The following is a 26,361-nucleotide window of genomic DNA, read 5'->3' on the forward strand; positions in this document are numbered from 1 at the left end:
GAAATAAGGCACTTCCTGTTCAAAATTGAACAAGAAGTGCCTTATTTTTATCTGAGAAAGGTTCGTTTTTATGAAAACGTAAGTTTTTCAGTGCCCTCCACAAGCGCTGCCTCTTTTTTCACTTATTTTGGACCGATATGGAAACGACTAAACGGATATATAGTTAATTTAGCTTCACCATAGATGGCATCTTTAGAAATTAAGCCATAGTGGCGGCTATCGGAACTTTTCAAACGGTTATCCCCCAGTACAAAATACATACCCTCAGGAACCTTTTTTTCATTTAATAATTGCTCTAATGTGAAATTCTCTGTAATACGTAATTGATTAGGATCATCTGTTTGACGATTCACATAATCTTCTTTATAAGCTTTGCCATTTACATACAAAACATCGTCTTTCATTTCAACTGTATCACCTGGCAGACCAATCACTCGTTTAATATAGAGTTCATCTTCTGTTGGTGATTGAAAAACAATTTGATCAAAGCGTTCAATTTTGCTCATTTTACTTACCATAATAATATCTTTATCATGATATGTTGGGTACATAGAAGCCCCTTGCACTTTAATCGGTGCAAATAAGAATTGCTTACAGCCTAAAACAACTATAGCTGTAATCACAATAATTTTAAGATAAGATAGTAATTCTTTTTTGAAACTTGATTTCTCTTCTTGCATGCTCATTCCCCGATACTGTTTTATTTATAGTATAACATTTTTTACAGTATTTTGACGAATTAATCACATAAATTGTTCCAAGTTCACCAAAATGACTCATTAGCAAAACATGAGGTTGATTTTCTGTTCCAGCTAGAGGCCTTCCAGGGGCATCGGGAGATCTATTTCTCTTCAGCTCCAGGGTCTCGTCTATGACAAATGGATTATGAGCCACAAAAATAGACAAAGTCGCTTTATAACTTTGCCTAAATGCATCCTATTCTTTTGTTTTTCGAGTATGAATGGTTACTTTGTGTAGTAGAGTGATGCTGCTATTAATGAAGTCGACTGCTAAACCAATACCTGCACGTACTGCAACTACTAATAAAATTGTGCCTATAATCAACACAATCACTCCCTCAACCACTTCTAATAAAATTATACATCAATTTCCTGATTTTTCAAACGATCAATTCAAAACACTTATGGCGAGGCAAAATACGTCCGAAATCGACTATGTGCTGTAGCCTACATGAGGGCATACCGATGTCGATCATTTCCGTAATTCACAGGACGTGGCATTCTTAGACTGAGTTCCTGATTTTTAGCGTGTTGGATACCTGCTGAAAAAAATAAAAAAACCATTCAACTAGGCATGCACCCTACCTGAATGATTTTTTTTATTTTTCATATAAAAATTTTTAAACACAATAGTTGTAAATGACGCATGGCTGAACTGACTCGACTTTTTTGAACCTTACGCTTAGGCACATAGCTTTGCATGCAATTGTTTAGAGCTGTATACCTAAGCACCTGGGTCCTCCCATTCATTGATCTCCCTCCCTTCATTGTCAATAAATTTACAGCTATCATACTCAAATTGTCACACCTAAGTTTTTATTGCAAACTGGCTTTTAATTCCGATTTTATTTGTTCTAGCTCTGTCTCTTCAGGCATGAAATACCATATATTATCAATTCTTTTACCATTTCCCTCTTTAAATGATAACTGATCAATTTTACCATCCATTTTTTTATAAATACTTTGTAACTGGATTAAGTCCTTCATCGTAAAATTCATACGGACATTGTCTCCTACTACATCAAGCATATCTGTAGCCTTTAATAAAATAGAAGATGTCGAAGAGGCTTTTTTCAGAACCGCTTCAATAATTTGACGTTGTCGAATTTGACGACCAAAATCACCACGGGGATCTTCATAACGAATACGTGAAAAAATCAGTGCCTTATCACCGTCTAAAGTGATCTCCCCCTTCGGATAATGGTAGGAGTTATAAGTTAAATCCATATCGTTATCAATTGTTACCCCACCGATCGTGTCGATAATTTGCAGGAAGCCTTCCATATTAATAAACACATAATAATCAATTGGTATATCTAAAAAATGCTCCACCGTTTTCACCGCCATTGGGACGCCTCCAAATGCATAGGCATGGTTAATTTTATCGACGGAATTATGTCCAATAATTTCTGTACGAGTATCTCGAGGTATACTGAGCATCTTCATCGTATGTTTTTCAGGATTCACGGTAATGACTATCATCGTGTCAGAACGGCCACTATCATTTTTACGTTCATCTACTCCAAGCATTAACACAGAAAACGGATCTTTTTTCGTAACTATTTTTTGTTCTTTTTCATCACCTGTCGTTTCAAGTAATGGTGTATTTATTTTATTCATCGTTTTTTGGATTGTATAATAAGCAGTACCTATAAAAATTAAAAAAATTGTTAATAAACTACCTACTATCCATAGCCAAATTTTCTTCTTGCTCTTTTTTTCTTTAGAGCGTTTCATATTTTTTTCCATACATAAGTCCTCTCTTGCAAAAAAATTTACCCCTCTTTTTGACGTTTTAAGTTGGAAAAAAGTTAATATAGTCTAATTATATGCATATTGGACGAAAAAAAGACGTACACTAGTATTTACTAAATGTACGACATCCTAATCTTTTTATTTATAAATACCCCCTCATTTATTTAGTGTCAGCTAACTTTATGACAAAAAACTTTATTTGATTCCACTATGGTTTATTTTTTTACCCGTAATTCAACTAATGAAACAGCTTAGTTTAAGAGTGTTGAAACAATCGGGGCAGATTGTTTATCAAGGAATAAATACTATCCAACTGGCCCATAGGATATTTACTTTAATTGTCCAAAATTGAACTTATAGATATGAAAGTTGTAATCCTACTCCAACTTCTTCTAAATAAGCAACTGTTGAAAGAGCTATTTTAGCGTGTAAATCTGTACAATGGCAAGCATGAAGCTTAGTAGGTTTAAGCTCTTTAATATAATGAACTGTATTATCTAACTGCTCTTTCGTCGAATGTAAGAGATGAAATCCGCCAATAATATCAACTACTCTCTCTTCCTGACATACCTCTTTGGCATATTCGATAATGTTACATATTCCAGCATGTGCACATCCAACGATAATAACTAACCCTTCTGAAGATTTATAAACGATCGCTGTGTCATCCAAAACGAAGTCATTAACACGCTCTTGATCTGTCACAACTTGCCCTATAGAATCTTTTCCTTCAAAATCAAATATTCTTTTAATTTCCCCTAGAAATACTAGTCGATCTGTTAGCCATAATGGTTCTTTCGTTAATCGGATCGGAAAGGTCTACTTAACTTTTCATGAGATAAGATACTCCCTATCTCTCCTACAGGGTCAAATAGTTTAGTGTTAAAAACCAATGGGTGGCCAATAATCTTTGGCGAATTGTATAGTATTTCTTCATTTTTTGCTTCCATATGTAGTCTAATTAAATGCGTCAGTCCCCATGTATGATCCACATGCCCATGCGACAAAACAACATAATCTAGATTTCTTAAATCAATTCTCATTTTCTCTGCATTCTTTATAAAGACATCAGAATATCCTGTATCAAAAAGGATACGTTTATCATCTTCTTCAATAAAAAAAGAAAGCCCAGGTTCCCCTAAAAAATAGCGATCAATTAAAGTGTTATTATCTACTAAAATAGTTAATTTCATATAACCCAACCTTTCTTTGGTAATTATAACAAAAAAGAGTGAGGTGTGATTTATAGTTAATCTTTTTCTAGAACAATGCAAATCATAAATATTGAACTACTTATTTTAAGCATTCCAACTTATAGCTTTAATCATAAATAAAAGAGGCTGGGACAAAAAGAAAAAATGTTAGACCGTTTGCATTTCGGTCTAACATTTTTTTGATTTAGGAAGGAACACGCTACTCATTGAAGCGGAAAAGTTATTATCTACTTTCGCTATTTTTCAAAAATCGAGTTCTGTCCCAGCCTCTTAAAAATAGCTTTTTGTTTAGTACAGCTTTTTTCATCATTACAAAAGCGAACTTGCGAGATTTTTACTTTAACGTCTTTGCACATGCTCATTTAAGCCATTAAGCTTACATTTCATTTGCAATCTGTTTAACAATTTCATCAATAGTTGGGATGGCTGAAGTTTTATTCGCCTGTGTTAAAATACTAAAGATATACCACTTACCACTTTTTCCTTTTACATAACCACTCAAAGAATATGTTCCAGAAATATAGCCTGTTTTAGCAGATACACTATAGCCCTTCATACGATTTTCTAAAGTCGCACCAACAAGGCTGCCCTTTTTTCCTGCATGCGGTAATGCATCTAAATATGAGTTATACCAGGATTTACTTCGAACTTTATATAATAATAGACTTTCTTGCATACTATTAACTCGATTTTGATGACTTAAACCTGAACCGTCTACAAAATACCATTGATCCATAGTAAGCCCATTATTACTACCATATGTACGAATTGCTTGGATGCCAGCCGACCAGCTTCCTTCTCCGAGTAACTCTCGTCCAAGTTGTTTTGTCAACATATCACCCATGCCATTAATGCTTAACTTTAAATATTTAAAGTTAATCTCAGTTAATGGCTTTGAATACGAAATACCTACTTGCTGTGCATTTTCAGGTACCTTCCCAGTTTCAAGAGGCATTGTTTGGATACCTTTTGCTACTAATTTTTCCCGAAATACATCGAGTGTATAGAGGGTTGGATTAAAGACAGTTACATATGTACTTTTCTGTGAACCTGCTGGTAAGTTACCCGTTACAATAATTCGATCTGTACCATATTCTCTTGTAATTTTCACAGTACTTTTCTCGCCCTTTTTAACAATTTTCGTTTTGTTAACAACCGGGATAGTACTTGCAAACGGAACGAGCTGAACATTAGCTGTAGTACCAACCTTTGAGCCTGTCACTTTCACCTGCACATTTGCTATATCATATTGATCATTTGGCGAAATCGTTAATGCTGAAATACGTGAAGCATAAGGTTGATTCTCTTCTTGAGGTAAAATACCCTTTGGTAAGCGATCCGCATCAAACCAAGTATCATCCCCTATTAAAGAACCCGTAATTTTAGAGATACCCATTTTTTTCAGGCCATTGGCGAATGACTCTAAATGACTAGGTAGAAGCGTTGGATCTCCCCCGCCCTGTAAATAAATATTACCGTAAAGTACACCATTTTCAATTGATCCATCGATATACGTCTTCGTCGCAAAGCGATAATCTGGTCCTAATAAATCCAATGCAGCGGCACTAACTAAAAGCTTATGCGTAGAGGCAGGACGTATCATTTTTTCACCATTATTATTGTAGAGCACATTACCTGTTTCTATATCTCGTACGGTAATGCTGTACTCGTTGTTCTTCCAACTCTTCGCAATAATACTATTCACTTTTGTTGTCATCATTTGCTCACTAGCACCTGCCTTCTCAACAAAGATAATGGTCGAGTAACAGACCAATAAAATCATTATTAAAAAATTAATCTTCTTTTTCATAGATCCTCCAATTGGCAAATTTCTACTTTTCATGCTTTTATTCTACGGAAAAAATTAGCATTATACAATAAAACACTTTTTTATTTTACAAAATGTCATCTTTTTTATTCGACAAGAATAAACTGTAATAGCTAGCTAAATCATTTCGGGAAAGGAGTTGTTTATTAAATATGGGTGCTAAATGGATAAAGATTTCAGTTTTATATTTAGTGATTGTTATGGCCTTTGGACTGTTTATGCATTATACAAATCAACTCGACTGGAAGACGACACATGCACATATTGGTGTTGTAGGTTGGCTAACAACTGGTTTAATCGGCATAATTTATTCTGTATATAAAGATGCCGCTGAGACAGGTTTAGCCAAAGCACAATTTTGGTTTTACAATATCGGATTACCGTTCCTTTTAGTCGGTATGATGATGGTTTATATAGATGTACCAAACTGGTTATTTGAACTCTTTGTATCTGGTGGCGGTATCGCAGTGGCAATTTCAGTGCTATTCTTTGTTGTCAATGTCTTTAAAAATGTAAGATCTTAAATAGAAAGCCCCACTTTATTTTTCATAGAGTGGGGCTTCATGTATTCCATAAATTATTGCAATGAATTCGCCTGCATTTGATACATTTTTTCGTAAATGCCGCCCTGCGCTAATAATTCATCATGTGTACCACGCTCAACAATCTTGCCTCGATCTAAGACAAGAATACGATCTGCATTTTTAATAGTAGAAAGTCGGTGAGCGATAATGAATGTTGTACGTCCTTTTTTTAGCACATCCATCGCATGCTGAATAATCTCCTCTGTTTCCGTATCTATATTAGAAGTAGCCTCATCTAAAATTAAAATAGCTGGGTCAAAGGCAAGCGCACGCGCAAAGGATATTAACTGACGCTGTCCAGATGACAGTGTGCTCCCCTTCTCAATAACAGGCTCATCATAGCCATTTGGCAAGTTCGCTAAAACACGCTCACCACCAACAGCTTTTAATGACGTTTCTATTTTTTCACGTGAAATTTTAGGATTATTCAGGCTAACGTTCGAAGCAATAGTGCCTGTAAATAAATATGGATCCTGTAGAACAATGCCCATATGTTCACGCATTGTTTGGCGAGGAACCGAAGTGATATCAATTCCATCAATCGTAATTTTCCCTTTAGAAGGGTCATAGAAACGGAACAATAAGTTCATAATAGAACTTTTACCAGATCCTGTATGACCTACTAAGGCAATGGTTTCACCTTGGTGTGCTTCAAATGACAGGTTTTTCAATACGTATTCATCATTTTTATAAGCAAAGGAAACATCTTCGAACACCACATTCCCTTTATATCTAGGTAAACTTTTTTCAGATACTGGTTCCCCGTTAATATCTAACACCTCAAAGACACGCTTTCCTGCAACAAGTGAGCGTTCAAGCTGAGAAAATTGATTGACAATATTCGTTATCGGATTAAATAATCGCGTTAAATAATCAACAAAGGCATATAATGTCCCCGCAGAAATAACTTCCGTTGCTGTAAATGACTGTGTACCAAAGTAAAAAATAAAGATTGTAAACATAAGAAGTCTTAATGTATTAACAAGGTTGAAGGAAGTTGCAGAATCGAGGAAAAGCAGCTTGCGCTCGTATGCATAATGCTCATTATTCATGTCATCAAATTCCTTCGTCATTTGCTGCTCACGACGAAATGCTTGAATAATCGTCATCCCTTGAATTGACTCATTAATCATTGCGTTAATATCGGCGATTTTCGTTCTAATAACATCATTATATTTCGAAGCAACTTTACGGTATAAAATCATCCATAAATAAACGACTGGTACCATAGCCAGTGCTAGGAATGCCATTTTCCAATTTAAAATGAAGAGTGCGATATAAACACCCACAATAGAAATTAAACTTGTAACGAAGTTTGAAAGTACTTGAACGTATAAATTACGAACAGCCTCCGTATCATTCGTGACACGGGCAACAATTTTCCCTGCTGGTAAATTATCGAAGTACTGAATTGGCAATGTTTGAATATGCTCAAATACATCTTTACGTAATTTTTGTACAACACGGTTAGCACCCATTTGTAAATAGATATACATAAAATAGCGTAAAACAGCTGTAGCTATTGCTAAAAGTAAATAGACAACTAATAACCAAGTAATTGGTTTAAATTCAATGCGGCCAATTGTCATGTAATTATCAATAATATGCTTCGCAATAAACGGCCCAACAAGCTCCGTAAAAACGGCGATTGTCAAGAAAAATAATCCAAGTAGTATCGGTTTTTTAAAATACATGGCATAGCGTGTTAAACGTTGACTCGTACTCATGAGGCACCTCCTTCTAGCTGCTGACGGTCAAATTGCTCTTTATACCATCCTTGTAGTGAAAGAAGTTGCTCATGTGTTCCCTGCTCTACAATTTGGCCTTCATCTAGCACGATGATTAAATCGGCGTGCTGAATTCCTGATAAACGATGTGTTGTAATAATCGTCGTTTTGTCTTGACGTTCTCGCTGTATATTCTCAATAATTTTTGCCTCTGTTTTGGCGTCTACAGCAGAAAGCGAGTCATCAAGCATTAAAATTTCAGGGTCTTTAATAAGAGCACGCGCAATGGAAACACGTTGCTTTTGACCACCTGAAAGAGATACACCCTTTTCACCAACAAGGGTCTCTAAGCCCATTGGTAAATTTTCCAAATCCCTTTCAAAGTATGCTGCACGAACCGCCTGCTGCAATTCAGACTGTGTAGCATCCTCTTTCCCAAATAAAATATTTTCACGAATAGTACGTGAGAATAGAACATGATCCTGTGGAACATAACCAATCCAGTCGAGTAACTGCTCCTTCGTTTGGGCAGTAATATCGACTCCATCAATCGATAGCTGTCCTTCACCGATTGGATACTCGCGTAATAATTGTCGTAGGAAGGTCGTTTTACCCGCTCCTGTTTTACCTACAATGCCAAGTGTTTGCCCCTTTTTCAACGACAGCGAAATTTGCTGAAGATTTTTCACCTGGCTCATTGGATATTGGAATGTTAAATCATCAAAGCCAATCGCATTTGGTGTTGAAATCATTTGAGGATTTGCAATATTTTGAACATCCATCTCGTAGTTTAACGTTTCCTGTACACGATCAAGTGAAGCGTTACCTTGCTGCATCACATTGATAAGTTCCCCAATTGCAAATATTGGCCAAACTGCTAGCCCCAAGTAAACATTAAACGTTACAAGCTGCCCAACTGTCATAGCCTCAGTCGCTACTAAATGAGCACCGTAGCCAAGCGCTATAACATAACTAATCCCAGTACCGACCTTTGTAATCGGTCCAAACAAGGCGTTAATTTTTGCAGTATGCATATTTTTTTCATACACAATCTCGCTCATCTCTGCAAAATTTGTTTCATCCTTTTTTTCTTGTACGTATGCCCGTACAACTCTCACTCCTGCCACCGACTCTAGAACACTATCATTCAGCTCTCCAAAAACATCCTGCGCCTTCATATAGCGTTCATGCACAATCTTCCCTAAATATTGTATAAGGATTGCCATGATTGGTACTGGCAGCATTGCAAAAAAAGTAAGCTTCCACGAAATCATAAAACCCATGGCGAAAATAATAAAGCCCATGTAAATTGTGGAATCAATCAATGTCATAATCCCGAACCCAGCAGTTAGCGACACAGCGTTTAAATCATTCGTCGCGCGGGCCATTAAATCCCCAGTACGATTTTTTTCATAAAAAGTTGGTGTCATACGCAAAAAATGCTGCATAAGGTTGCGGCGTAAAATTTTCTCTAAGTTAATAGCCCCTTCAAATAATCTGAATTGCCACACAAAATTAAGGGCATATCCCCCAACAATGATACACAGGAAAATCAAAATGTACTTCGTTAAAAGAGCTGGTGTCATTTCACCAGCTGTCAATATATCAATAATTGACCCTAGTAAATACGGTGGAACAACTTCTAAGCCACTCGCAATCATTAATAGCGTAACGGCTATTGTATATTGCTTCCAGTATTTCTTGAAAAACCAGCTTAATTTACTTAAAACATCAAACATACGTTATAACCTTCTTTCTCAAGTGCTGTTAAAACTTTGCTACCCACTCTCCATAAATTTCTTGATGAAAATCATTTTTTGTACTTTGTTTCGCATACACATACACTCCTTTTTTATGATCACTACAACCCTTTTTTGCCACAAAAAAGACACATACCCCAAAAAAAGAGCATGTGTCTCTTCATAAAAGGCAAGGAGTTACCATGCCATTTATTTGCAACGCAAAATAAAAATGTTAGAAGACATGGACAATGTATGCAGTTGTACTTTGATATGATACTGGTAAAATTAACATCGTCATGCCCTCCTTTATTTAAGATTGTTATAGTGTTATTGAAGATTATCATACTTTAGAAATATTTGTCAACTAACTCGCTGGTATTTTTTCTGTTTTTTAAAAAAATTAACGCTTTAAAGCACTAAATTGCTAAAATCCTAAAATGTAACATAAAAATCTATAACTTTTTGTCTTGACTTTAACGCTGCGTAAACCTTTATGGTTAGTTTGTATGAACCTAAAGAGGAAATAGACATGAATGAATTTTACCAAATGCCCTTATTTGGAGCTAAAAGTAAAAGATATTGAAAAGTCAAAAGAATGGTATGGAAATGTACTAAATTTCAATTCAGTATTTAATTTTCCAGATGCTAACGGAACAACTTCAATGACACATTTAAGAGGCGCAAAATACCAAGATTTGATGTTATTACAGGATGAAGAAGTCAACACTTGTGACTCAGTCATTATTAATTTATTTTCTAGTGATATTCATAGTATTTATCAAGCTGCACTGGAAAATGAAACAAATATCATTCAAAAACCGACAGTACAACCATGGAATGCAAAAGAATTAACTTTAGAAGATCCAGATGGATATATTTTTACAATAATGGAAAGTGTCGATTCCAATAAAGACTTTGATACTGTCATTGACAATGTTAAAGGACAATTATAGTAATAAAAAATTATGACATGTTTGCAACAGCAAAAACACGTTACCTGTTACACTACTTGTGTTAAGTAGCTGGCAGAGTATTAAAAAGAATCAAGTTCAAAAAAACGGTAAGTAGTATCCTTAATTTTTCACAAAATACGATTACAAAATTTTCAATTCTGGAAGACCCTGAACGAACAAATCTAGTTCGAGAGGGGCTTCCAGCAATTGATCGGCACAATTTTTAGATTTTCGCCTAACTTTAATTTATCGCCCATCCTCCCCCAAAAAATTAAAAAATAGTAAACACGGAGACTGTCCCCTACTTTCCATTAAGGGTGTAAAAATTGCATTCCTCTTCGCTCATGCCAACATCCGTCGGTGCAAGTTGAATATAAGAAACACGAGCGTCAAACTTAAACATCAATTATTGTTTTAAACTTTACTGGGTACTTTTGAAGGCACCAGCTCTATTGTAGTAATTATTTTTATATTATTGTGTTTTCCGTCGACGAAGATTTCAATTGAACGATGTAATCGTATTTGAAACTATAATTTTGCTATGATATATGGACATTAACTACGAAGTATTTTGGAACGTAAAACGGTGATCTTTTTGCATCTAAATAACTGGTAGAAATATATCTAAAATAGTGTGCACATGATACACTTTTCAATATAGATATTTTAGTAAGGAGTCTTTACTGTGAAATCATTTTTTGCTGTTGGAATTGGCGGATTTTTGGGTGCCATCTGTCGATATAGCCTTGGCCAAGCACTTTCAAATAACGGTGGTTTTCCATTTGCGACACTTTGTATGAACTTAATTGGCTGCTTTTGTTTAGCGTGGCTATTTACAATGTTTACAAAGAGAACGCCTGTTATTATAGGAATTGGTACTGGCTTTTTTGGTGCCTTTACAACCTTTTCGACATTTTCTTTAGAAACACTATTGCTTTTGCAGGATAGTAAATGGCTACAAGCCGTTCTTTATATATTAGTAAGTGTTTTTGGCGGTTTAGCTTGTGCATGGCTAGGATTTAAACTAGCAAAGGGGCGCATCGTATGATAATTATTGGTATCGGTGGATTTTTAGGTGCACTAACACGATTTTATCTAGGAAAATTGATTGTCCATACATACCCATGGGCAACATTTTTTATTAATATAACAGGGTCTTTTGCGCTTGGCTTTTTATTTGCGCTACATCTAAGTGATTGGTTTTGGCATTTAATAGGGATTGGTTTTTTAGGAGCCTATACGACTTTTTCGACATTCGGTTTTGAATGTTTGACGCTCTTGGAGCAGCAAAAATGGAGACAAGCGATTGTTTATATAGGCACTACAGTTATATTCGGCTTATTTTTCGCTACACTTGGCTTTTACCTTGTATAGTCGCATTTTTAAAAAACTAGAGGTGATTTTTTGACACAGCCATCCATTGAACAATTACAAGCGCTTGAAGCTGACATTGAACAAACACTATATCGTTTAATCGACCTAGAACTAGAAGAAAACTTTCTAGAAATGAATACACGCTTTGCACAATTACTTGCAAAGGTACAAGCGGTACAATTAATTGATTATAAGCTTGACGTCCTCGTTGACCCTCAAGCATTTGCAACAGAAACATGTACTCTACTACAAAGTTTAATAGAAGCAAAGGCTAGACCACAAAAAAGACAACGCCTCCTAACACATCGTATGATTTTAAAAATATGGTTGCGTAAAAACCAACGCTTTATGACGGAATTTTTACCACAAATGTTTTAAGCGCCCTTTGCTGTCCCAGGGGCGCTTCCTTTTAAAGTTGCAATTGCTGCAACACTTCTTTTATTCCCTACAACTGTTAAATCGAGGTGCTCTAAGCATATTACGGATATTTTCCTCAAAAACTTTTCAGAATATAGCTTTAAAATAAAAATTAAATAAAAATATGTTGCAAAAATTGAATTCTTATTTTAATATTTATTATTGTGAAAAAAATAATATTTTGCTTCTTATCAAGAGAGATGGAGGGACTGGCCCGATGAAATCTCGGCAGCGGAACTTATGATTTAAGTTACTGTGCCAAATCCAGCAGGCAAAGGCTTGATAGATAAGAGGAGTGTTTTATAGATATAAGGCCTCTTCTTGTTAGTACAAGAAGAGGCCTTTTTTCGTAAAAAAAATGGACAAAAGACGTGTCCAATTTTATTTTTGGAGGTAGACATGAAGAAAGAGAATCCATGGGCGCTAATCCCATTTGTTGTGTTTTTGATTTTATTTATTGGCTCAGGGGTTATTACAGGTGATTTTTACGCCTTTCCTGTCATTGTAGCCATTTCCATTTCAGGCGCTGTCGCTTTAGCGATGAATCGACAAGAATCGTTTGCGCAAAAGGTTGATATTTTTTGCAAAGGCGCAGGAAATTTAAATGTCATGCTAATGGTTGTTATTTTTCTTTTGGCTGGGGCCTTTTCAGCGGTAGCAAAAGGCATGGGGGCAGTGGATTCCACTGTAAACTTTGCTTTATCGGTCGTTCCGCCAAATCTACTTGTCGTAGGCTTATTCATCATTGCCTGCTTTATCTCCCTATCAATGGGGACATCAGTGGGAACGATTGTTGCGCTAGCGCCCATTGGAGTTGGCATAAGCGAGCATATCGAGCTTTCCATGGCTTTAGTAATGGCAGCGATTGTTGGTGGTTCGATGTTTGGCGATAATTTATCTTTTATTTCAGATACAACCATTACTGCCGTTCGTTCACAAGGTGCACAAATGAAGGATAAATTTAAGGTGAATTTTTGGATTGTCTTGCCGGCAGCTATTGTAACGAGTCTTATTTTAGGGTTCATTACAATGGGTGAAACTGCGCAAGTGGAGCATGTAAGCTATAATTGGGTAAAAATTGTTCCCTATATTTTGGTCATTATTTTAGCGTTAGCTGGAATGAATGTTTTCCTTGTTCTAGCATCTGGAATTGTTCTTGCCGGGGCTGTTGGCTTAGCGGATGGCAGCTATCATTTAATGAGCCTTTTTCAAAAGATCGGCGAAGGAATGGCAGGCATGTATGAAATGGCATTCCTTGCGATATTAATAGCTGGAATGGTGGAAGTTATAAAGTATAACGGTGGGATTGACTTTCTACTTCACCTTGCAACTAAAAGGATTAAATCGAAAAAAGGTGCTGAATTTGGTATTGCCGGTCTTGTAGGCCTAACTAATTTATCGACGGCCAATAATACGATTGCTATTTTAATTGCTGGTCCGCTTGCAAAAAATATTGCTGAACAGTATGAGATTGAGCCAAGAAAGTCCGCAAGTATATTAGATATTTTCTCCTGTACGATTCAAGGCCTCCTACCATACGGAGCCCAATTCCTGGCAGCCGCAAGTGTAGCCGGAATTTCACCAGTGAGCATGTTGCAATACTCTTTCTATCCAGTCCTTATAGGAATTTGCGGAACCATCGCTATCCTCATCGGATACCCGAAAGGAAAGAAAGCCTGAGCTTCATACTTAAAAAACATTAATTTACCACTAAATTACTCCAATTGTTTTGCAAGAAATAATCAAAACAATTGGATTTTTTATTGTGATAAGATATTACTTAAAAATTACAAATTACACTTTCTCATTAGTTATTTCGAAACGTCTATATTTGACCATAAATCCAATTCCAAGAATAGGTCCAATCGCTAATATTGTAAAAACCCACGCCCAACCAATAATCCCCTGTATAATCGGGATTAGGTTTATTGAAAATATAGTAAGTAAGAAACCAATACACATTTGAAAAGTAAGGGCTGTACCTACATAATCAACCTCGGCTATTTCTGAAACTGCAGCTGAAAATTGGGCGGAATCAGCTATGATAGACATCCCCCAAATCATGGAGATTATTAACGTTAACCAAATATACTGCCCAAATGTAAAGCCTATTACTAACGAGCAGATAGCACTAATAAACATAGAAATAATCGTTAAATTGGCTCTTCCGGTTTTATCCGAGATTAATCCCCCTATCATACAACCAATCCCTCCAGCAATTCCTATTGAAATAAAGGAGGATAATGCAATAAACCAATGAGGAATTTCTGGTGAATAAGTTAAGAAACTAGCTGTCAAAAAAGCTGGAAGCCATGTCCACATCGCATACAATTCCCACATATGCCCGAAATAACCGTAGTTCGCAAGCATTACTGGTTTATTCAAAATAACTTTTTTTATTAACTTGAAGGAGAAAGGCGATTTATTAGGTACAATTGGGGCATCTTCTAAAACATAAGTTATTATTATAGCCGATAATAAAGCCAATCCTGAAGTACTAATTATCACGAGTTTCCAATTTAACGAAGAGAAAAACATAACTACAAAATGTGGTAATGATGATCCTACTGTTAATGCAGCTATTAAGACTCCGATTGCAAACCCACGTTTTTGTGGAAACCATTGTGATAAAATTTTTACTGCTATTGGATAAACACCTGCAAGAGTCATACCCGTTAAAATTCTAAGTAGAATACCTAAAAAAGCATAATGGACTAGAATTAGTAAGACATTTAATATTGCGCCTAGAAAAACTGAAATCGCAAAAATCTTTCGGCAATTAAAGCGGTCCGCAACCCCAAAATAGGAACTAAACAATGATCCTATTACAAAGCCAATAGGAATAGCAGCCGAAAGCCAAGCTTCTGAATGGGAGCTAAGGTTCCAAATTTCAATTAATTCGGGTGCAATCACTGATGCACTAAACCATAAGCTTAATGCACATAATTCTGATAATCCAATCCATACCAATGCTCTCCAAGAACCTTGAATCATATTATCCCCCCAAAAATAAATCCGAATCTCCTGCGAGTTCACATAAAGTAACTGTTTTAATTAGTCACGAGCGAAGTTAAGTATCAGGGTAAAGTTCTGATATACGCAAAGCGAAAAGAGTTAACCTTCCAAAAAACAAAATCATTCTTTGATCTATAGAAAAGGTAGATTGTCATTTACACAAAACTATTGACTATCTCTTGAATAAATAATACCAAATAAAGGATAAAATTCCTTCATAAATCTTATTATCGATAAAAAGAAAAATAATCTACTATTATCTCATATTGAAATAATAGTAGATTCTCATATTTTATACTATTAGTTATATAAAGCCTGCACCTCTACTGTTTGAAAGTAACCACCACTTACTTAATTGTCATGTTTACCTCTACCATCCATAGCATTATCAAATGGTGTATACGTCATAGTAGGTACTTTCTTTTTCACAAAAACACGATATATTGCCCGAACCAAAATGCTTGAAAAAATCAGACTTACAATAAGCGCTATGCTATTCCCAATATTCATGCCATCATCCTATCCTTTCGTTATAGTTTTTCTACTTTGCAAGTGTACTACCAATTAATGTAGGCAACTGTACGATTATATTGTCATCAAATATTGGACATACCCAAATTGTAAACATAATGATCTTAAATTTTAAATGTAATTAAATATCTATATTCTAATGGTCTACATATTATACTTCGACATTAAGCAAATTTTCCCTGTCGTTTGGTGTTCGTAGCGTTATGATCTCGCACATAAAACATCATGCTGGACCAAGCGGCCATCGAACACCCTAGTTGTAACGGTAATACCTCCATTGACATACTAATTTTCAAACAACATGAAAAAACAGCTGATAAGCTTCAGCTGTTCGTTCTTTATATATGCTTGGATTTTAAGCGTAGGTTTTTCCACATATGATAGTAAACTCCACCAGAAGTCATTACTGCTGGAACAGTAAAAATAAAGGAATATATAAATCCTTGGTCTGCAATGTGTTGAATTGTTCCAATGGTAAATGTCATAATTACCCACAAAATCATCGTTATAGCAAGAGCAATAGATGCTACTAGGTTTACAGGCTTTGCAAGACGTGATAATTTATCAATAGAAGACTCAGTATCACTATAAATGGGTGTTGTTTCTGGTGCTGCCTTAAAAATATGCATATCAGTACTAGAACAAACATGTGTCCAGCCACCGTAAGCAAATAACTCAAAATACTCCTCTTCTTCACTCTTCGATAATTTACGATAATCAATACTAAAAATGACGTCTTGTGGTTCACCCTTCTCTAGACCATAGCCCGCACATCGAAATCTTTTTAAATGCCAACCTTTTGCCGCTTCTTCACTTAATTTTTTCATATCGCGCTCCTCAGAAAAAGCTAAACCATATGATGCCATATATCTTTTATTTCGCACTATTTTTGCCCCCTTTGTAGTCCCTGTTCTGCCAACTGAATCATGACCTTTCTTCTTTCAATATCTTCGAGCAATATATCTCGACCTTTATCCGTTAAGACATAGACCTTTCTCCGAGAATCCGAATCATCATGTAGCTGAATAAGTCGTTCAGCTAATAGTTTTTTAATAATTGTATAAAGGGATGCAGGACCAATTACGAAAGTACCCTTTGTTGTCTCCTCTATTAAACTCATGACCGCATAGCCATGTCGAGGCTCCGTTAAGGCAGCCATAATATAAAAAACAGAATCAGTTAACTGCTCTAATGATTTCATTGTCTACACCTCCATATATCATAAAACGATATATCATTAAATAATATATCACTTTATGATATATTGAGCAACTCTATAAAAAATCCCCTCACAAGTCTTACTTGAAGGGGATCAATAATTCTTCGCTCTTTAATTATCATTGAATTGGGCGATTCCAACGTAGCTGATATCTGAACATTTCTTTTTTCATGTCCTTATTTAACAACAAAAAACTTATTGCTAATGGCATAGTAGTTCTTTAAAGTACGAACCAGCCGGATTTTTTTGCTCAGCGTTAATAACACCTATATTTTCTTCCCAAATAATGCGATGGTTTTTCATATCATTTGATAATACGATACTATCTACACTTCCTCGCTTCGTTTGTCGATAAGATACATTGGCTTGTTGTTGCAGATCAACATCTAATTTTTCATAGTCCTCTAACGCTTGATTGTACGAAGCTTTGGCGCTGACGCTTTGCTTTCGCGCAGAAAACATTTGCCGCTGACGCTTCGCTTTCGCGCAGAAAACATTTGCCGCTGACGCTTCGCTTTCGCGCAAAAAAACATCTGCCGCTGACGCTTCGCTTTCGCGCAAAAAAACATCTGCCGCTGACGCTTCGCTTTCGCGCAGAAAACAATATAGCTGTCGTCTTTCTTTCGCTACGGATAAATTGCCATAGGACATGGCGTTCGATTTACATTATGAAAGAATAATCTTTTATGACTGTACAAATTTCCACACTGTACTGCATGTACCATTTTTCTTTTCCGAATTGCTGTGCTACTAGATGTTTTGAATTGTCTTTCCATGCCTGAATGGCCTCTAGTGATTCCCAATAGGATACAGTAATGCCTTTCCCTTCTGCATTTCTGACACTTTCTACACGGAGAAAACCAGGCTGTTTTTGTGCTAGTTTATCCATCATTTCTGCCATCTTGGCATAGCCTTGTCCATCCTCGTCTGTTCTTTGTGATGTGAAAATTACGGCATAATATGTTTTCATAGCTATTTACTACCACCTTTTTATGTATTATTGTAAATGATATATACTGAATCGAAATATGGAATGCAGAAAGGACTGTGACAAATGGGTATTAATCCAAACATGGCTGAAATCGCTTCGCTTCTAGGTGAAACTTCAAGAGCTACGATGCTTGCTAGTATGATGGATGGTCGTTTTCACACTGCCAGTGAATTAGCTTATATGGCAGCTATTAAGCCCCAGACTGCTAGCTTTCATCTTGCAAAGTTAGTAGATGGTAAACTTGTGAAAGTAGAGAAGCAAGGTCGTCATCGATATTTTCAGTTAGCGGACGAAGAAATTGCTCATTTACTCGAATCTTTCTTAGCGATTTCTCCTCCCCCTGAAGTTCGTTCTTTAAAACAGTCTAGCCAAATGAAATTATTACAGAGTGCAAGAACTTGCTATGACCATTTAGCTGGTAAACTAGGCGTTCAATTAACAGACTCTTTGCTTAATGCAGGCTATCTAAAGCGAGAAGAAAAGCAGTTTCTTATAACATCTGAAGGTGTACAATTTTTTACGGATTTCGGTCTTGATTTAGATGAATTAAAAAGAAAGCGTCGATCATTTTCCCCTGCATGTTTAGATTGGAGTGAACGCCGTTATCATCTAGCTGGTGCTCTTGGTCAGGGGATCCTTGCCCATTTGTTAAATTTGGGATGGGTGACTCGTGTCCCGTCTATTCGTGCTATTAAAGTGACTGAAAAAGGAAGGGCTGGCTTTCAAGAAGTTTTTCAGTTAGATGTTTAAACTAGCACAAAGCTTTGCCTTCTTTCCACGGACAAACTATACTTGACGCTCCGCCGATATTTTTCTTGGGTACGCGGTAAAGTTGCGATTCACTAAATAAATACCAGCAATAATAAACAGCCCTCCTACGATTAACGATGGTTTTAATGGTTCATTCAATAATAGCCAGCCTGTTATCACACCGAAAAAAGGAGCTAAAAACAAAAAGGCACTCGTTTTTCCAGGATCACTATGTTGTAAAAGATAATACCAGCCGGCAAATTGAACAATTGACGAGAAAATGCTAAGCCATAATAAAATGAATACTGAATGAACATTCACGGTAAAAAATGGTTGTTCGAATACGAAACTTGCCATTAAAAGTAGTAAACCACCAAAAAGCATTTGATAGGCTGATAGCACCCATGTATCCAATAAAACACCCCATTTTTTAGCCAGTAATGTTGCAATTGCCCAAAAAATAGCTGAAAGAATACCAAAAAGAATGCCGATTTTTCCTCCGATCTGCATACCCATTGTAATCGTAACACCCATTAACCCCAAGAAAACACCACACCATTGATACAATCGGTAACGAGCTTTCGTAAATATTGTAGCAAATATAACGACAAATAACGGATTCGTAAATGTTAGAATAGAAGATTCACTTGCCGTAATTGTCCGCAAGCTTAAAAAAATACAGCCCATTACACCCGCAGTTTGAAACGCCCCTATCGTTAACATTTTCATCCAGCCTTCTTTTGAAGTGGGATGAGGTCTTTTTATCGCTAATACGACGACAGCCATTAAAATCCCTGCCAGTATAAAGCGGAGTGCAGCCAATAACAGTGGAGATGCATAAGACAATCCAAATTTAACAACGGCAAACGAAGATCCCATGAAAAAGGTCGTTAAAACTAACAATGCTGTAAATTTATAAATATTCATTATTTGTCCCCCTTTTCTATATTTAAGGACATTATAGATAGGAAAAACTACAACTCTTATCGAAGTATGAAATACATATAACGGAGGAAGGAACTTTTTTCAGTTTCATTTCATTTTCTTATGCGTATACTTAGTTAAATATAGGTACTAGGAGGAAGCTGCCTTGAAAATATTACTAGCAGAAGATGATGCACGATTAAGGAGAAATATCGTTCATATTTTAAAGAAAGAATTTCACAATGTGACAGAAGCGGAGAACGGCCAGGAAGCGCTAGACCATACGCTTACTGAGCAATACGACCTTGTTATTTTAGATTGGATGATGCCGAACCTTAGTGGAATTCAAGTGTGCCAGCAGCTACGAAATACTGGATTCAATAGTAGTATTTTAATGTTAACAGCGAAGGACGACACAGAGGACATCATTAAAGGACTTGATAGTGGCGCAGATGATTACATAGTAAAGCCATTTAAAATAGAAGAATTGTTAGCAAGAATTCGTGCATTATTACGAAGAAAAGATAAAGTAATAGAACAGGTCATCCAAATAGATCAATTACAGTTGAATGTAGATTCCCGTGTGTTTTTGTACAATAATGAAAGTATAGATCTAACGAAAAACGAATTTTTACTGTTAGAATATTTATTTATCAATAAAGGTCGTGTACTAACGAGAGAACAAATTTGTATTTATATTTGGGGCTACGATTACGATGTTTCGAATAATTCCTTAGATGCTTTAGTCAAGCTTGTTCGAAAAAAAATTGATGATAGTCAATCCAAATCACGTATTCAAAATGTTAGAGGGATTGGCTATAAACTGAGGGAAGACTAATGTTTCATAAAACGAAAAAAAAATTATCCTTTTTGTATGCAACACTTTATTTTTTGCTATTTTCACTATTCGTTATTGTTCTATACTTTTCCCTCGTAAAATTAATGGAAAATCAACAAATAAACGAATTAGAGGATTTTTATGTTCGGCAAGAGCATGATTTCTTTGAACATGTTCATGCCAACACTAAAACTTTAAGTTATGATCCAAATCGCAGTTTTTTTTACTATATTTACACAAAGGATCATAAGTTTGTCCATGGTGACGAATCTTACAAGGGGCTGAAAAATCAGATTGAAAAAGTGTTTGGCAATAGCAATCCAGATGAGGACCTCGTACAGCATTATGACTGGCAAGAAGAGCATTTTCTACTTTTAAAAAAGCCAATATTTAACGATGATACAATAGCTGGTTATATAATCGTTGGTAAATCTGTGACGTCACAGCATCATTTTTTTCAAATGACAAAATATTTACTGATGTTATTAACTTGTATTTCAACGGTCTTAATCGGTCTGCTGTCCTATTATATGGCTGGGAAAGCGATGGTACCTATTCAATGGTCGTTCGATAAACAAAAAAAATTCGTATCCGATGCATCCCATGAATTACGAACACCATTAAGTATTTTTTATAGTTCACTTGAAATTTTAGAAGTAGAGGAAGCAAAGCAATTAAGCCCTTTTGGAAAAGAATTAATTACGGATTTAAAAGATGAATCTGAAATAATGAAAGAGCTCATAGATAAATTGCTGTTCTTAGCAAGGCATGATCAGCAACAGGTTTCCATTCAAAAAGAAATCATACCATTATCAACTTTACTCAAAAAAGTGGGCACGAAATTTCAAAGGATTATGCCTCCTGACATCCAGTTTTCTACTGAAATCCAAGAAAACATAGAGCTACTTGGTGATGCTTCAAAAATACAAGAGCTACTCTATATTCTTTTAGACAATGCGATAAGATATACAAATAGTGGAACAATAACACTAACGCTTTTAAAAAATAAAGATTCTGTAAAAATTACTGTTGCTGATAGCGGCGTTGGTATGACTGAACAGGAATTGCCTTTAGTGTTTGAGCGATTTTACCGAAGTGATGCTGCTCGTCAACGAAATGGCACTGGTTTAGGTCTTGCCATAGCAAAAGCAATAGTGGAGCAACATGATGGGAAAATTTACGCGACAAGTAAAGTAGGTAAAGGTACTACATTTCATATTGAATTCCCTATATAATTCAACATTAAGGAAGCGGGGCTTTTTAAAATGGCACCGCTTCCTGTTAACTTCTTTCATCATTCTGTTTCTATAGCGAAAGCAAAGCGACAGCCACAATTATACCGAGGCATAATGGATTTATTGTTGTGACGTTGAAATATTTACTCTTTTTATGAGCTGACTTACTGTTCTCGCTACAAGCACTAACATCGTCATCCCCCCCGAAACCACATAAAACATAATAACCAACTTATTTTCTGTATCCGTTCCAATTAGCACTCCATGAACGAGTGATAATAACCATGCTGGTAACACAAGAAAGTGAAGTTTTTTCCATAAGGAGCGATTCATTGTACGAATCCATAAATCCGATGTCATTATGACCATTAAAAACAAATAAAATGCTATTGTTCCAAGTGCCGATGGTAGAGACTGATAGTTAGCTGAGAATGGAATTAAAATTCCTATTATACTATACGGCTCATATTGATCGATTAAAAGCACTAACATATGCGCTATTACGGTGATTAATCCTAGCCATCCTGCATTTTGATGTATATGAAAAATTAGATTTTTATAGGATTTGACAAATGATGATTTTCTCAACAACCCAAATATAATGGAAATTGTAAAGTAAAAATACGCTAAAAACCCTAATAATCGAATCCATTCCCACGTACTGATGATCATCTATTTCACCCCCGTCATTCTCCAGTTTGCTACTTGCCCTTCTTTAACAATGAAACGGGCACTATGTTGACAATTATTTTTGAACCATTGCTGCAATTCGCTTTCATCCATAAGAAAGCACAGTTTGGCACCAACCTCTGCATCACATAAAGAGGGTGTTACGACTGAAGCTTGTAATACCTCAGTATTTGCAATTTCACCTGTTTGTCCGTTTAATAAATGATGCTTCTTCCGTGTTCCTTGCGTCCAGCTTCGATAAACTCGATTAGATGTAGCGATGGCACCTGTTTTCATCCTAATCGAGCTAATTTCCTTGTCGATATCCCAGGCATCTGCAACACCGATTGTCCAAGTCTTGTCCCCAGAAGACCACATTTTCATGTCCCCTCCCCCGTCTATTAGTCCATAATCAGGAGATATCTCTTCTTCAAGCCAATTCGCCAATTTTTCAATGGCATATCCTTTAGCAAATCCACCTAAATCAATTTCCTGCTGCGCTACCTTCATTACTTGCTCATCGCCTAGAAATTGAAATGGTTGATCTGCAATCAGAGGTTTGTTTTGAAATGCCTTGCTGTTTGCTGCATTAAATGGAAAAGATTGATTGTAGCCATGCTGTTCTAATTGGCGTTTAAGATACGGTGAAAATAAACAATTAGAAAGTTGATAATATTGATCCGCTTGCATTAAACAATCATATAGTAACGAACTAATGCGTAACGTTTCGCCAATTGCCAAATCATTTAGTTGTGCTAATTCATTATTCGATTGAAATCTTGACCATTCTTTTGCTACATATTGAAGCCATTTCTCAGCTTTTTCTTTCCATACGACATGAACACCTTTTGGCATAGCTAGATAAAATTCAGTATTCATTATTTGCAAAGTTAGTGTATCCACACGACCAACTCCATTAAGTTCTTTTCGTTTTGCGCTCGCTTTTGACAGCAGGCTGACTTGTAATTTCAAAGTTTGTCCAATCCAGCTGTACGAGTTCTTTTTCTTTCTTCGTCATATTTTTCTGATCTACTTCCTGAACATTATTTGTACGTCTAGTTTCGGCTTCTGTTGGACTGTTAATTTGGGTTAGTATCGCTGCAGATAAAAGTATCCCTGACGTCCCTAATACCCATTTTGCCTTTTTCGGATCTTTCATAGTGCTTCCCCCCTAATTCGTAATTGGTTGGCAGACAAATGTTTGATTATTCTCTTGCCACTCTGCTATATAACCTAAGCCATTTGTTATTGTACTAATAGGTACATATAATTCATCATTCATGTAAAATACTTGTGCAGGAGATGGTGTTTTCATATTGTTATCATAAACAACGTTAGTTCCAGCTCGGTAAATTAATTCATTTGCTTCATTTTGAACATCTAAGATTTTACTTTCTTTGTAAAATGTCGCTTTCGCTCCCAAAACTTGTGCTACAGCTTTTCCAGGTACAAAAAGTTCCCCGTCTTTTGGTACAATAAAAAAGCTTAGCTCCTTGTTTGTCCCTTCTACCTTTAACGTGGCTTTTTGAGGATTTGTAAAAGGTAGCACTTCTTTATCTACAGCAACTGTTCGTGTCCAAATATTCCAAGTACCTTTCGCACTTACTGCGTCTTGAAAATAATAAGTTTCACCTTCATCATCATCATCGTAATATTTCTCATCGTCATCATCATCATCGTCGTCTTTGTAGTCCTTATATTCTTTATACTTTTCATGTTTTTTATCTTCATGTTTTTTATCTTCATGTTCGTGATCATCCGCATGTACGACTACGTCATTTGACATAAAACCTGCCAATATGAGAACTGCAACAAGACTAATTTTTTTCATCTTCATCTACACTACTCCTTTCCTTTGACTTCATTGTAGGTGTCAAAAATGATACAAGACTGAAATTTTCAAACAAATTTTTACATACACTAAAAAACCATTTCTATGGACAGATTTTTCTGCTAAGAAATGGCTTATTTCAAAATTTATGTTTTAATATATATAATATTGGTGAAAACTATCCTACAATTATAAAAATCAGCATAACATTAAATTACGAAGAACCAATTTTGAAAGGAAAATATGTCTTACATGAAGGTTAACATTAAAATTATTGAAAAACTTACAGAAGAAACATGTACATTTAACATTCACAAACTAACGTCTTTTATTAAAGATATTGTATCAACTCTTGAAAAAAGCTCGGACAACTATTTACTAGCGAAGTCTATATCAAAAAACGAACAAGAAAAAATTCCTTATTCCAATATATTTTATTTAGAATATCTTGAACGGAAAATATTCATTTATACAAATGATACTATTTTTGAAACAAAAAGCCCTTTATATAAATTGGAGCATAATCTTCCCAATAACTTCATCAGAATCTCAAAAACGATCATCATCAATATTCATTTTTTAAATAAATTTTTGGTTAAGCCTAACGGTAATCTTGAAGCCTTTCTCTCGAATGAAGAAAAAGTAATTGTGTCAAGAAAATATGTATCTTCTTTGAAAAAGGCGCTAAAAACATATTCCAAAAGTCCACTTATGTATTGATTTTCACCACATATGTTTCGACGTATTTCTTTATTCCCTCTTTGATGCCATGATGAATAACATCAAAGGAGGCAATAAAGAATGTATAACATCATTAGAGAAGTAGTTTTAAGAACGCCATTGCCAGTATGGCTATTACTAATTATTTTAATAAAAAGAGGTATCGCTATTTCCCAGGAAAGGCCAATCAATTTATCTAAAATGTTTTTAGTTCCTTTTATATTTATAATATGGGGATTTGAGAAAATGATCTCTCAATTTTCACACTTAGAATGTTGTTTGATGAGCTATTTCTTTTTCATATTTCCTGGGACTTTAATTGGTTATTTATTGTACAAAAAATATCAAATGTTCTTTAAACAGGGATCAGTAATTATGAGAAAGAAGTGCTATCTTCCATTGATCATTATTCTAATAAACTTTTTAGTGAAGTATCTCTTAAATGTAACCTTAGGCATCTCGCCATCATTTTATAATGACCTTTCATTTAATATCATTTATTCTGCTATAAATGGACTATCTATCGGACTTTTCTTCGGGGGAATTCTTTTTACATATTATGTACAAAAAGAATTAAACAAGCCTATCTTATTTTGAGAGGAAGACATTTCGTTGCAATTAAAAAACAGACTATTTTCAGGTTTAGGCACTGGTGCATTTATTTTTATGATGGTTTTACTATCGAGAAAAAATATCATTTCTTCGGAAGCTGAGATTATTAGTGTATTCATAATCTCAGCTTGCGCAGGTATTTTTACAATTATTTTTGACATTGAAAAATTGAACTATTTGTTTGCTTTAGTCATCCATTTTATCATGATGTTTCTAGTAGTCTTTTCTATATCTTTATATAACAAGTGGGTAGATCATTTTTTAAGCGTAGATTTTCTTGGCGGTTTTTTATTACTCTATTTATTTGCTTGGATCATAACACTTACTAAGACTAAAAAAGAGGCGAATGAGCTAAATGACTTACTAAAACAGCTAAAAAAATTATAAAGGGAATGAAGCTGGGACAAAAAGAAAAAATGTTAGACTGATTGTATTTCGGTCTAACATTTTTTTGATTTACAAAGGAATACTCTACTCATTGAAGTGGAAAAGTTATTATCTATTTTCGCTGTTTTTCATAATCATCGAGTCCTGTCCCAGTCCCCCTATCATACAAACGAATCGTAAAAAGATAAATCAAGCTTCATTAAAACGAGGGCACTGAAAAAGTCCATATCTTCTCACATTGCGAGGTATTCAACGATTTAATCGTTGAATACCTCGCTTTTTTCATTTGGCACTGTGACTCTACT

At 35.4% G+C, this 26,361-nt stretch carries 31 protein-coding genes and 1 riboswitch; of the genes, 12 read left to right on the top strand and 19 right to left on the bottom strand.

Features of this window, described 5'->3' with window-relative positions; genetic code table 11:
• Positions 1-122: 122 nt before the first annotated feature.
• The 6 genes from lepB to dacB all read right to left on the bottom strand — a co-directional run bounded on the left by lepB (position 123) and on the right by dacB (position 5,519).
• Positions 123-680, bottom strand: a complete 558-nt coding sequence (gene lepB / locus PVA17_RS19900; protein ID WP_132361048.1) for a signal peptidase I — start codon at positions 678-680, stop codon at positions 123-125.
• A gap of 256 nt (positions 681-936) precedes the next feature.
• A complete protein-coding gene (locus PVA17_RS19905; RefSeq protein WP_274068715.1) occupies positions 937-1,065 on the bottom strand; it encodes a hypothetical protein in 129 nt (42 codons plus the stop codon).
• A 491-nt stretch (positions 1,066-1,556) separates the two neighbouring features.
• A complete protein-coding gene (locus tag PVA17_RS19910; RefSeq protein WP_274068716.1) occupies positions 1,557-2,489 on the bottom strand; it encodes an LCP family glycopolymer transferase in 933 nt (310 codons plus the stop codon).
• Between the two features lie 360 nt (positions 2,490-2,849).
• Positions 2,850-3,200, bottom strand: a complete 351-nt coding sequence (locus PVA17_RS19915) for an MBL fold metallo-hydrolase (protein ID WP_274068717.1) — start codon at positions 3,198-3,200, stop codon at positions 2,850-2,852.
• Positions 3,201-3,295: 95 nt separating this feature from the next.
• Complete coding sequence (locus tag PVA17_RS19920) at positions 3,296-3,688, bottom strand: MBL fold metallo-hydrolase (protein ID WP_274068718.1); 393 nt, start codon at positions 3,686-3,688, stop codon at positions 3,296-3,298.
• Positions 3,689-4,085: 397 nt separating this feature from the next.
• On the bottom strand, positions 4,086-5,519 hold the full coding sequence (dacB, locus tag PVA17_RS19925; protein ID WP_274068719.1) for a D-alanyl-D-alanine carboxypeptidase/D-alanyl-D-alanine endopeptidase: 1,434 nt from the start codon (positions 5,517-5,519) through the stop codon (positions 4,086-4,088).
• A gap of 170 nt (positions 5,520-5,689) precedes the next feature.
• On the opposite strand from dacB, the gene PVA17_RS19930 reads away from it, so the two are divergent.
• The gene (locus PVA17_RS19930) at positions 5,690-6,061 is read left to right on the top strand and encodes a hypothetical protein (RefSeq protein WP_132361056.1); all 372 of its coding nucleotides are present in this window, start codon (positions 5,690-5,692) and stop codon (positions 6,059-6,061) included.
• A 53-nt stretch (positions 6,062-6,114) separates the two neighbouring features.
• Here PVA17_RS19930 and PVA17_RS19935 read toward each other — a convergent pair whose 3' ends face one another.
• Both PVA17_RS19935 and PVA17_RS19940 read right to left on the bottom strand, forming a co-directional pair.
• Positions 6,115-7,848: an ABC transporter ATP-binding protein gene (locus tag PVA17_RS19935; protein ID WP_274068720.1), complete on the bottom strand. Its 1,734-nt coding sequence runs from the start codon at positions 7,846-7,848 to the stop codon at positions 6,115-6,117.
• The gene (locus PVA17_RS19940; RefSeq protein WP_132361060.1) at positions 7,845-9,587 is read right to left on the bottom strand and encodes an ABC transporter ATP-binding protein; all 1,743 of its coding nucleotides are present in this window, start codon (positions 9,585-9,587) and stop codon (positions 7,845-7,847) included. Before PVA17_RS19940 ends, PVA17_RS19935 begins: the two co-directional genes overlap by 4 nt.
• 536 nt (positions 9,588-10,123) lie before the next feature.
• Here PVA17_RS19940 and PVA17_RS19945 point away from each other — a divergent pair.
• From PVA17_RS19945 to PVA17_RS19965, 5 genes are all read left to right on the top strand, one after another.
• On the top strand, positions 10,124-10,543 hold the full coding sequence (locus PVA17_RS19945) for a VOC family protein (protein WP_274068721.1): 420 nt from the start codon (positions 10,124-10,126) through the stop codon (positions 10,541-10,543).
• A gap of 685 nt (positions 10,544-11,228) precedes the next feature.
• Positions 11,229-11,591, top strand: a complete 363-nt coding sequence (gene crcB, locus PVA17_RS19950; RefSeq protein WP_132361064.1) for a fluoride efflux transporter CrcB — start codon at positions 11,229-11,231, stop codon at positions 11,589-11,591.
• Entirely contained in the window at positions 11,588-11,917 is a 330-nt protein-coding gene (locus PVA17_RS19955; RefSeq protein WP_132361066.1) for a fluoride efflux transporter FluC, read from the top strand. Before crcB ends, PVA17_RS19955 begins: the two co-directional genes overlap by 4 nt.
• Before the next feature lie 30 nt (positions 11,918-11,947).
• Complete coding sequence (locus PVA17_RS19960) at positions 11,948-12,295, top strand: hypothetical protein (protein WP_132361068.1); 348 nt, start codon at positions 11,948-11,950, stop codon at positions 12,293-12,295.
• 224 nt (positions 12,296-12,519) lie between these two features.
• Positions 12,520-12,627, top strand: a riboswitch (SAM riboswitch).
• Between the two features lie 106 nt (positions 12,628-12,733).
• A complete protein-coding gene (locus tag PVA17_RS19965; RefSeq protein ID WP_132361070.1) occupies positions 12,734-14,014 on the top strand; it encodes a Na+/H+ antiporter NhaC family protein in 1,281 nt (426 codons plus the stop codon).
• Positions 14,015-14,128: 114 nt separating this feature from the next.
• Here the strand turns inward: PVA17_RS19965 and PVA17_RS19970 are convergent, their stop codons facing one another.
• From PVA17_RS19970 to PVA17_RS19990, 6 genes are all read right to left on the bottom strand, one after another.
• Entirely contained in the window at positions 14,129-15,328 is a 1,200-nt protein-coding gene (locus PVA17_RS19970; protein WP_274068722.1) for an MFS transporter, read from the bottom strand.
• A 372-nt stretch (positions 15,329-15,700) separates the two neighbouring features.
• Positions 15,701-15,859 carry a DUF3951 domain-containing protein gene (locus PVA17_RS25390; protein ID WP_369128053.1) on the bottom strand — a complete coding sequence of 53 codons (159 nt, stop codon included), beginning with the start codon at positions 15,857-15,859 and terminating at the stop codon, positions 15,701-15,703.
• Positions 15,860-16,218: 359 nt separating this feature from the next.
• Entirely contained in the window at positions 16,219-16,764 is a 546-nt protein-coding gene (locus PVA17_RS19975; protein WP_274068723.1) for a DUF2812 domain-containing protein, read from the bottom strand.
• Positions 16,764-17,081, bottom strand: a complete 318-nt coding sequence (locus PVA17_RS19980; protein WP_274068724.1) for a PadR family transcriptional regulator — start codon at positions 17,079-17,081, stop codon at positions 16,764-16,766. Before PVA17_RS19980 ends, PVA17_RS19975 begins: the two co-directional genes overlap by 1 nt.
• Before the next feature lie 219 nt (positions 17,082-17,300).
• A complete protein-coding gene (locus PVA17_RS19985; protein WP_274068725.1) occupies positions 17,301-17,660 on the bottom strand; it encodes a hypothetical protein in 360 nt (119 codons plus the stop codon).
• A gap of 100 nt (positions 17,661-17,760) precedes the next feature.
• Complete coding sequence (locus tag PVA17_RS19990) at positions 17,761-18,069, bottom strand: antibiotic biosynthesis monooxygenase family protein (protein ID WP_248716214.1); 309 nt, start codon at positions 18,067-18,069, stop codon at positions 17,761-17,763.
• An 84-nt stretch (positions 18,070-18,153) separates the two neighbouring features.
• Here PVA17_RS19990 and PVA17_RS19995 point away from each other — a divergent pair, with 84 nt between their 5' ends.
• A complete protein-coding gene (locus tag PVA17_RS19995; RefSeq protein WP_132361082.1) occupies positions 18,154-18,840 on the top strand; it encodes an ArsR/SmtB family transcription factor in 687 nt (228 codons plus the stop codon).
• Positions 18,841-18,876: 36 nt separating this feature from the next.
• Here PVA17_RS19995 and PVA17_RS20000 read toward each other — a convergent pair whose 3' ends face one another.
• Complete coding sequence (locus PVA17_RS20000; RefSeq protein WP_274068726.1) at positions 18,877-19,767, bottom strand: DMT family transporter; 891 nt, start codon at positions 19,765-19,767, stop codon at positions 18,877-18,879.
• Positions 19,768-19,930: 163 nt separating this feature from the next.
• On the opposite strand from PVA17_RS20000, the gene PVA17_RS20005 reads away from it, so the two are divergent.
• Entirely contained in the window at positions 19,931-20,602 is a 672-nt protein-coding gene (locus PVA17_RS20005; RefSeq protein WP_132361084.1) for a response regulator transcription factor, read from the top strand.
• Positions 20,602-21,837 (top strand): sensor histidine kinase, encoded by a 1,236-nt coding sequence (locus tag PVA17_RS20010; RefSeq protein ID WP_274068727.1) that lies wholly within the window; start codon positions 20,602-20,604, stop codon positions 21,835-21,837. Before PVA17_RS20005 ends, PVA17_RS20010 begins: the two co-directional genes overlap by 1 nt.
• Positions 21,838-21,957: 120 nt before the next feature.
• On the opposite strand, the gene PVA17_RS20015 is transcribed toward PVA17_RS20010, so the two are convergent.
• Genes PVA17_RS20015 through PVA17_RS20030 form a run of 4 tightly spaced genes read right to left on the bottom strand, consistent with a single transcriptional unit; the run spans position 21,958 to position 24,343 of the window.
• Positions 21,958-22,509: a ferric reductase-like transmembrane domain-containing protein gene (locus PVA17_RS20015; RefSeq protein ID WP_132361088.1), complete on the bottom strand. Its 552-nt coding sequence runs from the start codon at positions 22,507-22,509 to the stop codon at positions 21,958-21,960.
• Positions 22,510-23,409: an FAD:protein FMN transferase gene (locus PVA17_RS20020; RefSeq protein WP_274068728.1), complete on the bottom strand. Its 900-nt coding sequence runs from the start codon at positions 23,407-23,409 to the stop codon at positions 22,510-22,512. It lies immediately after the preceding gene.
• Between the two features lie 13 nt (positions 23,410-23,422).
• The gene (locus PVA17_RS20025; RefSeq protein WP_132361090.1) at positions 23,423-23,665 is read right to left on the bottom strand and encodes a hypothetical protein; all 243 of its coding nucleotides are present in this window, start codon (positions 23,663-23,665) and stop codon (positions 23,423-23,425) included.
• Between the two features lie 12 nt (positions 23,666-23,677).
• Positions 23,678-24,343 (bottom strand): copper amine oxidase N-terminal domain-containing protein, encoded by a 666-nt coding sequence (locus tag PVA17_RS20030; RefSeq protein WP_274068729.1) that lies wholly within the window; start codon positions 24,341-24,343, stop codon positions 23,678-23,680.
• Between the two features lie 246 nt (positions 24,344-24,589).
• Between PVA17_RS20030 and PVA17_RS20035 the strand changes: the two genes are divergently transcribed.
• The 3 genes from PVA17_RS20035 to PVA17_RS20045 all read left to right on the top strand — a co-directional run bounded on the left by PVA17_RS20035 (position 24,590) and on the right by PVA17_RS20045 (position 26,056).
• Complete coding sequence (locus PVA17_RS20035) at positions 24,590-25,057, top strand: LytTR family DNA-binding domain-containing protein (protein ID WP_132361094.1); 468 nt, start codon at positions 24,590-24,592, stop codon at positions 25,055-25,057.
• Positions 25,058-25,138: 81 nt separating this feature from the next.
• Positions 25,139-25,654, top strand: coding sequence for a hypothetical protein (locus PVA17_RS20040; protein ID WP_132361096.1), 516 nt, complete (start codon positions 25,139-25,141; stop codon positions 25,652-25,654).
• Positions 25,655-25,669: 15 nt separating this feature from the next.
• The gene (locus PVA17_RS20045) at positions 25,670-26,056 is read left to right on the top strand and encodes a DUF3021 family protein (protein ID WP_132361098.1); all 387 of its coding nucleotides are present in this window, start codon (positions 25,670-25,672) and stop codon (positions 26,054-26,056) included.
• The last annotated feature ends 305 nt before the right edge of the window (positions 26,057-26,361 follow it).

Origin of the sequence: Lysinibacillus sp. CNPSo 3705 (assembly GCF_028674935.1) — a bacterium.
Classification (GTDB): Bacteria; Bacillota; Bacilli; order Bacillales_A; family Planococcaceae; genus Lysinibacillus.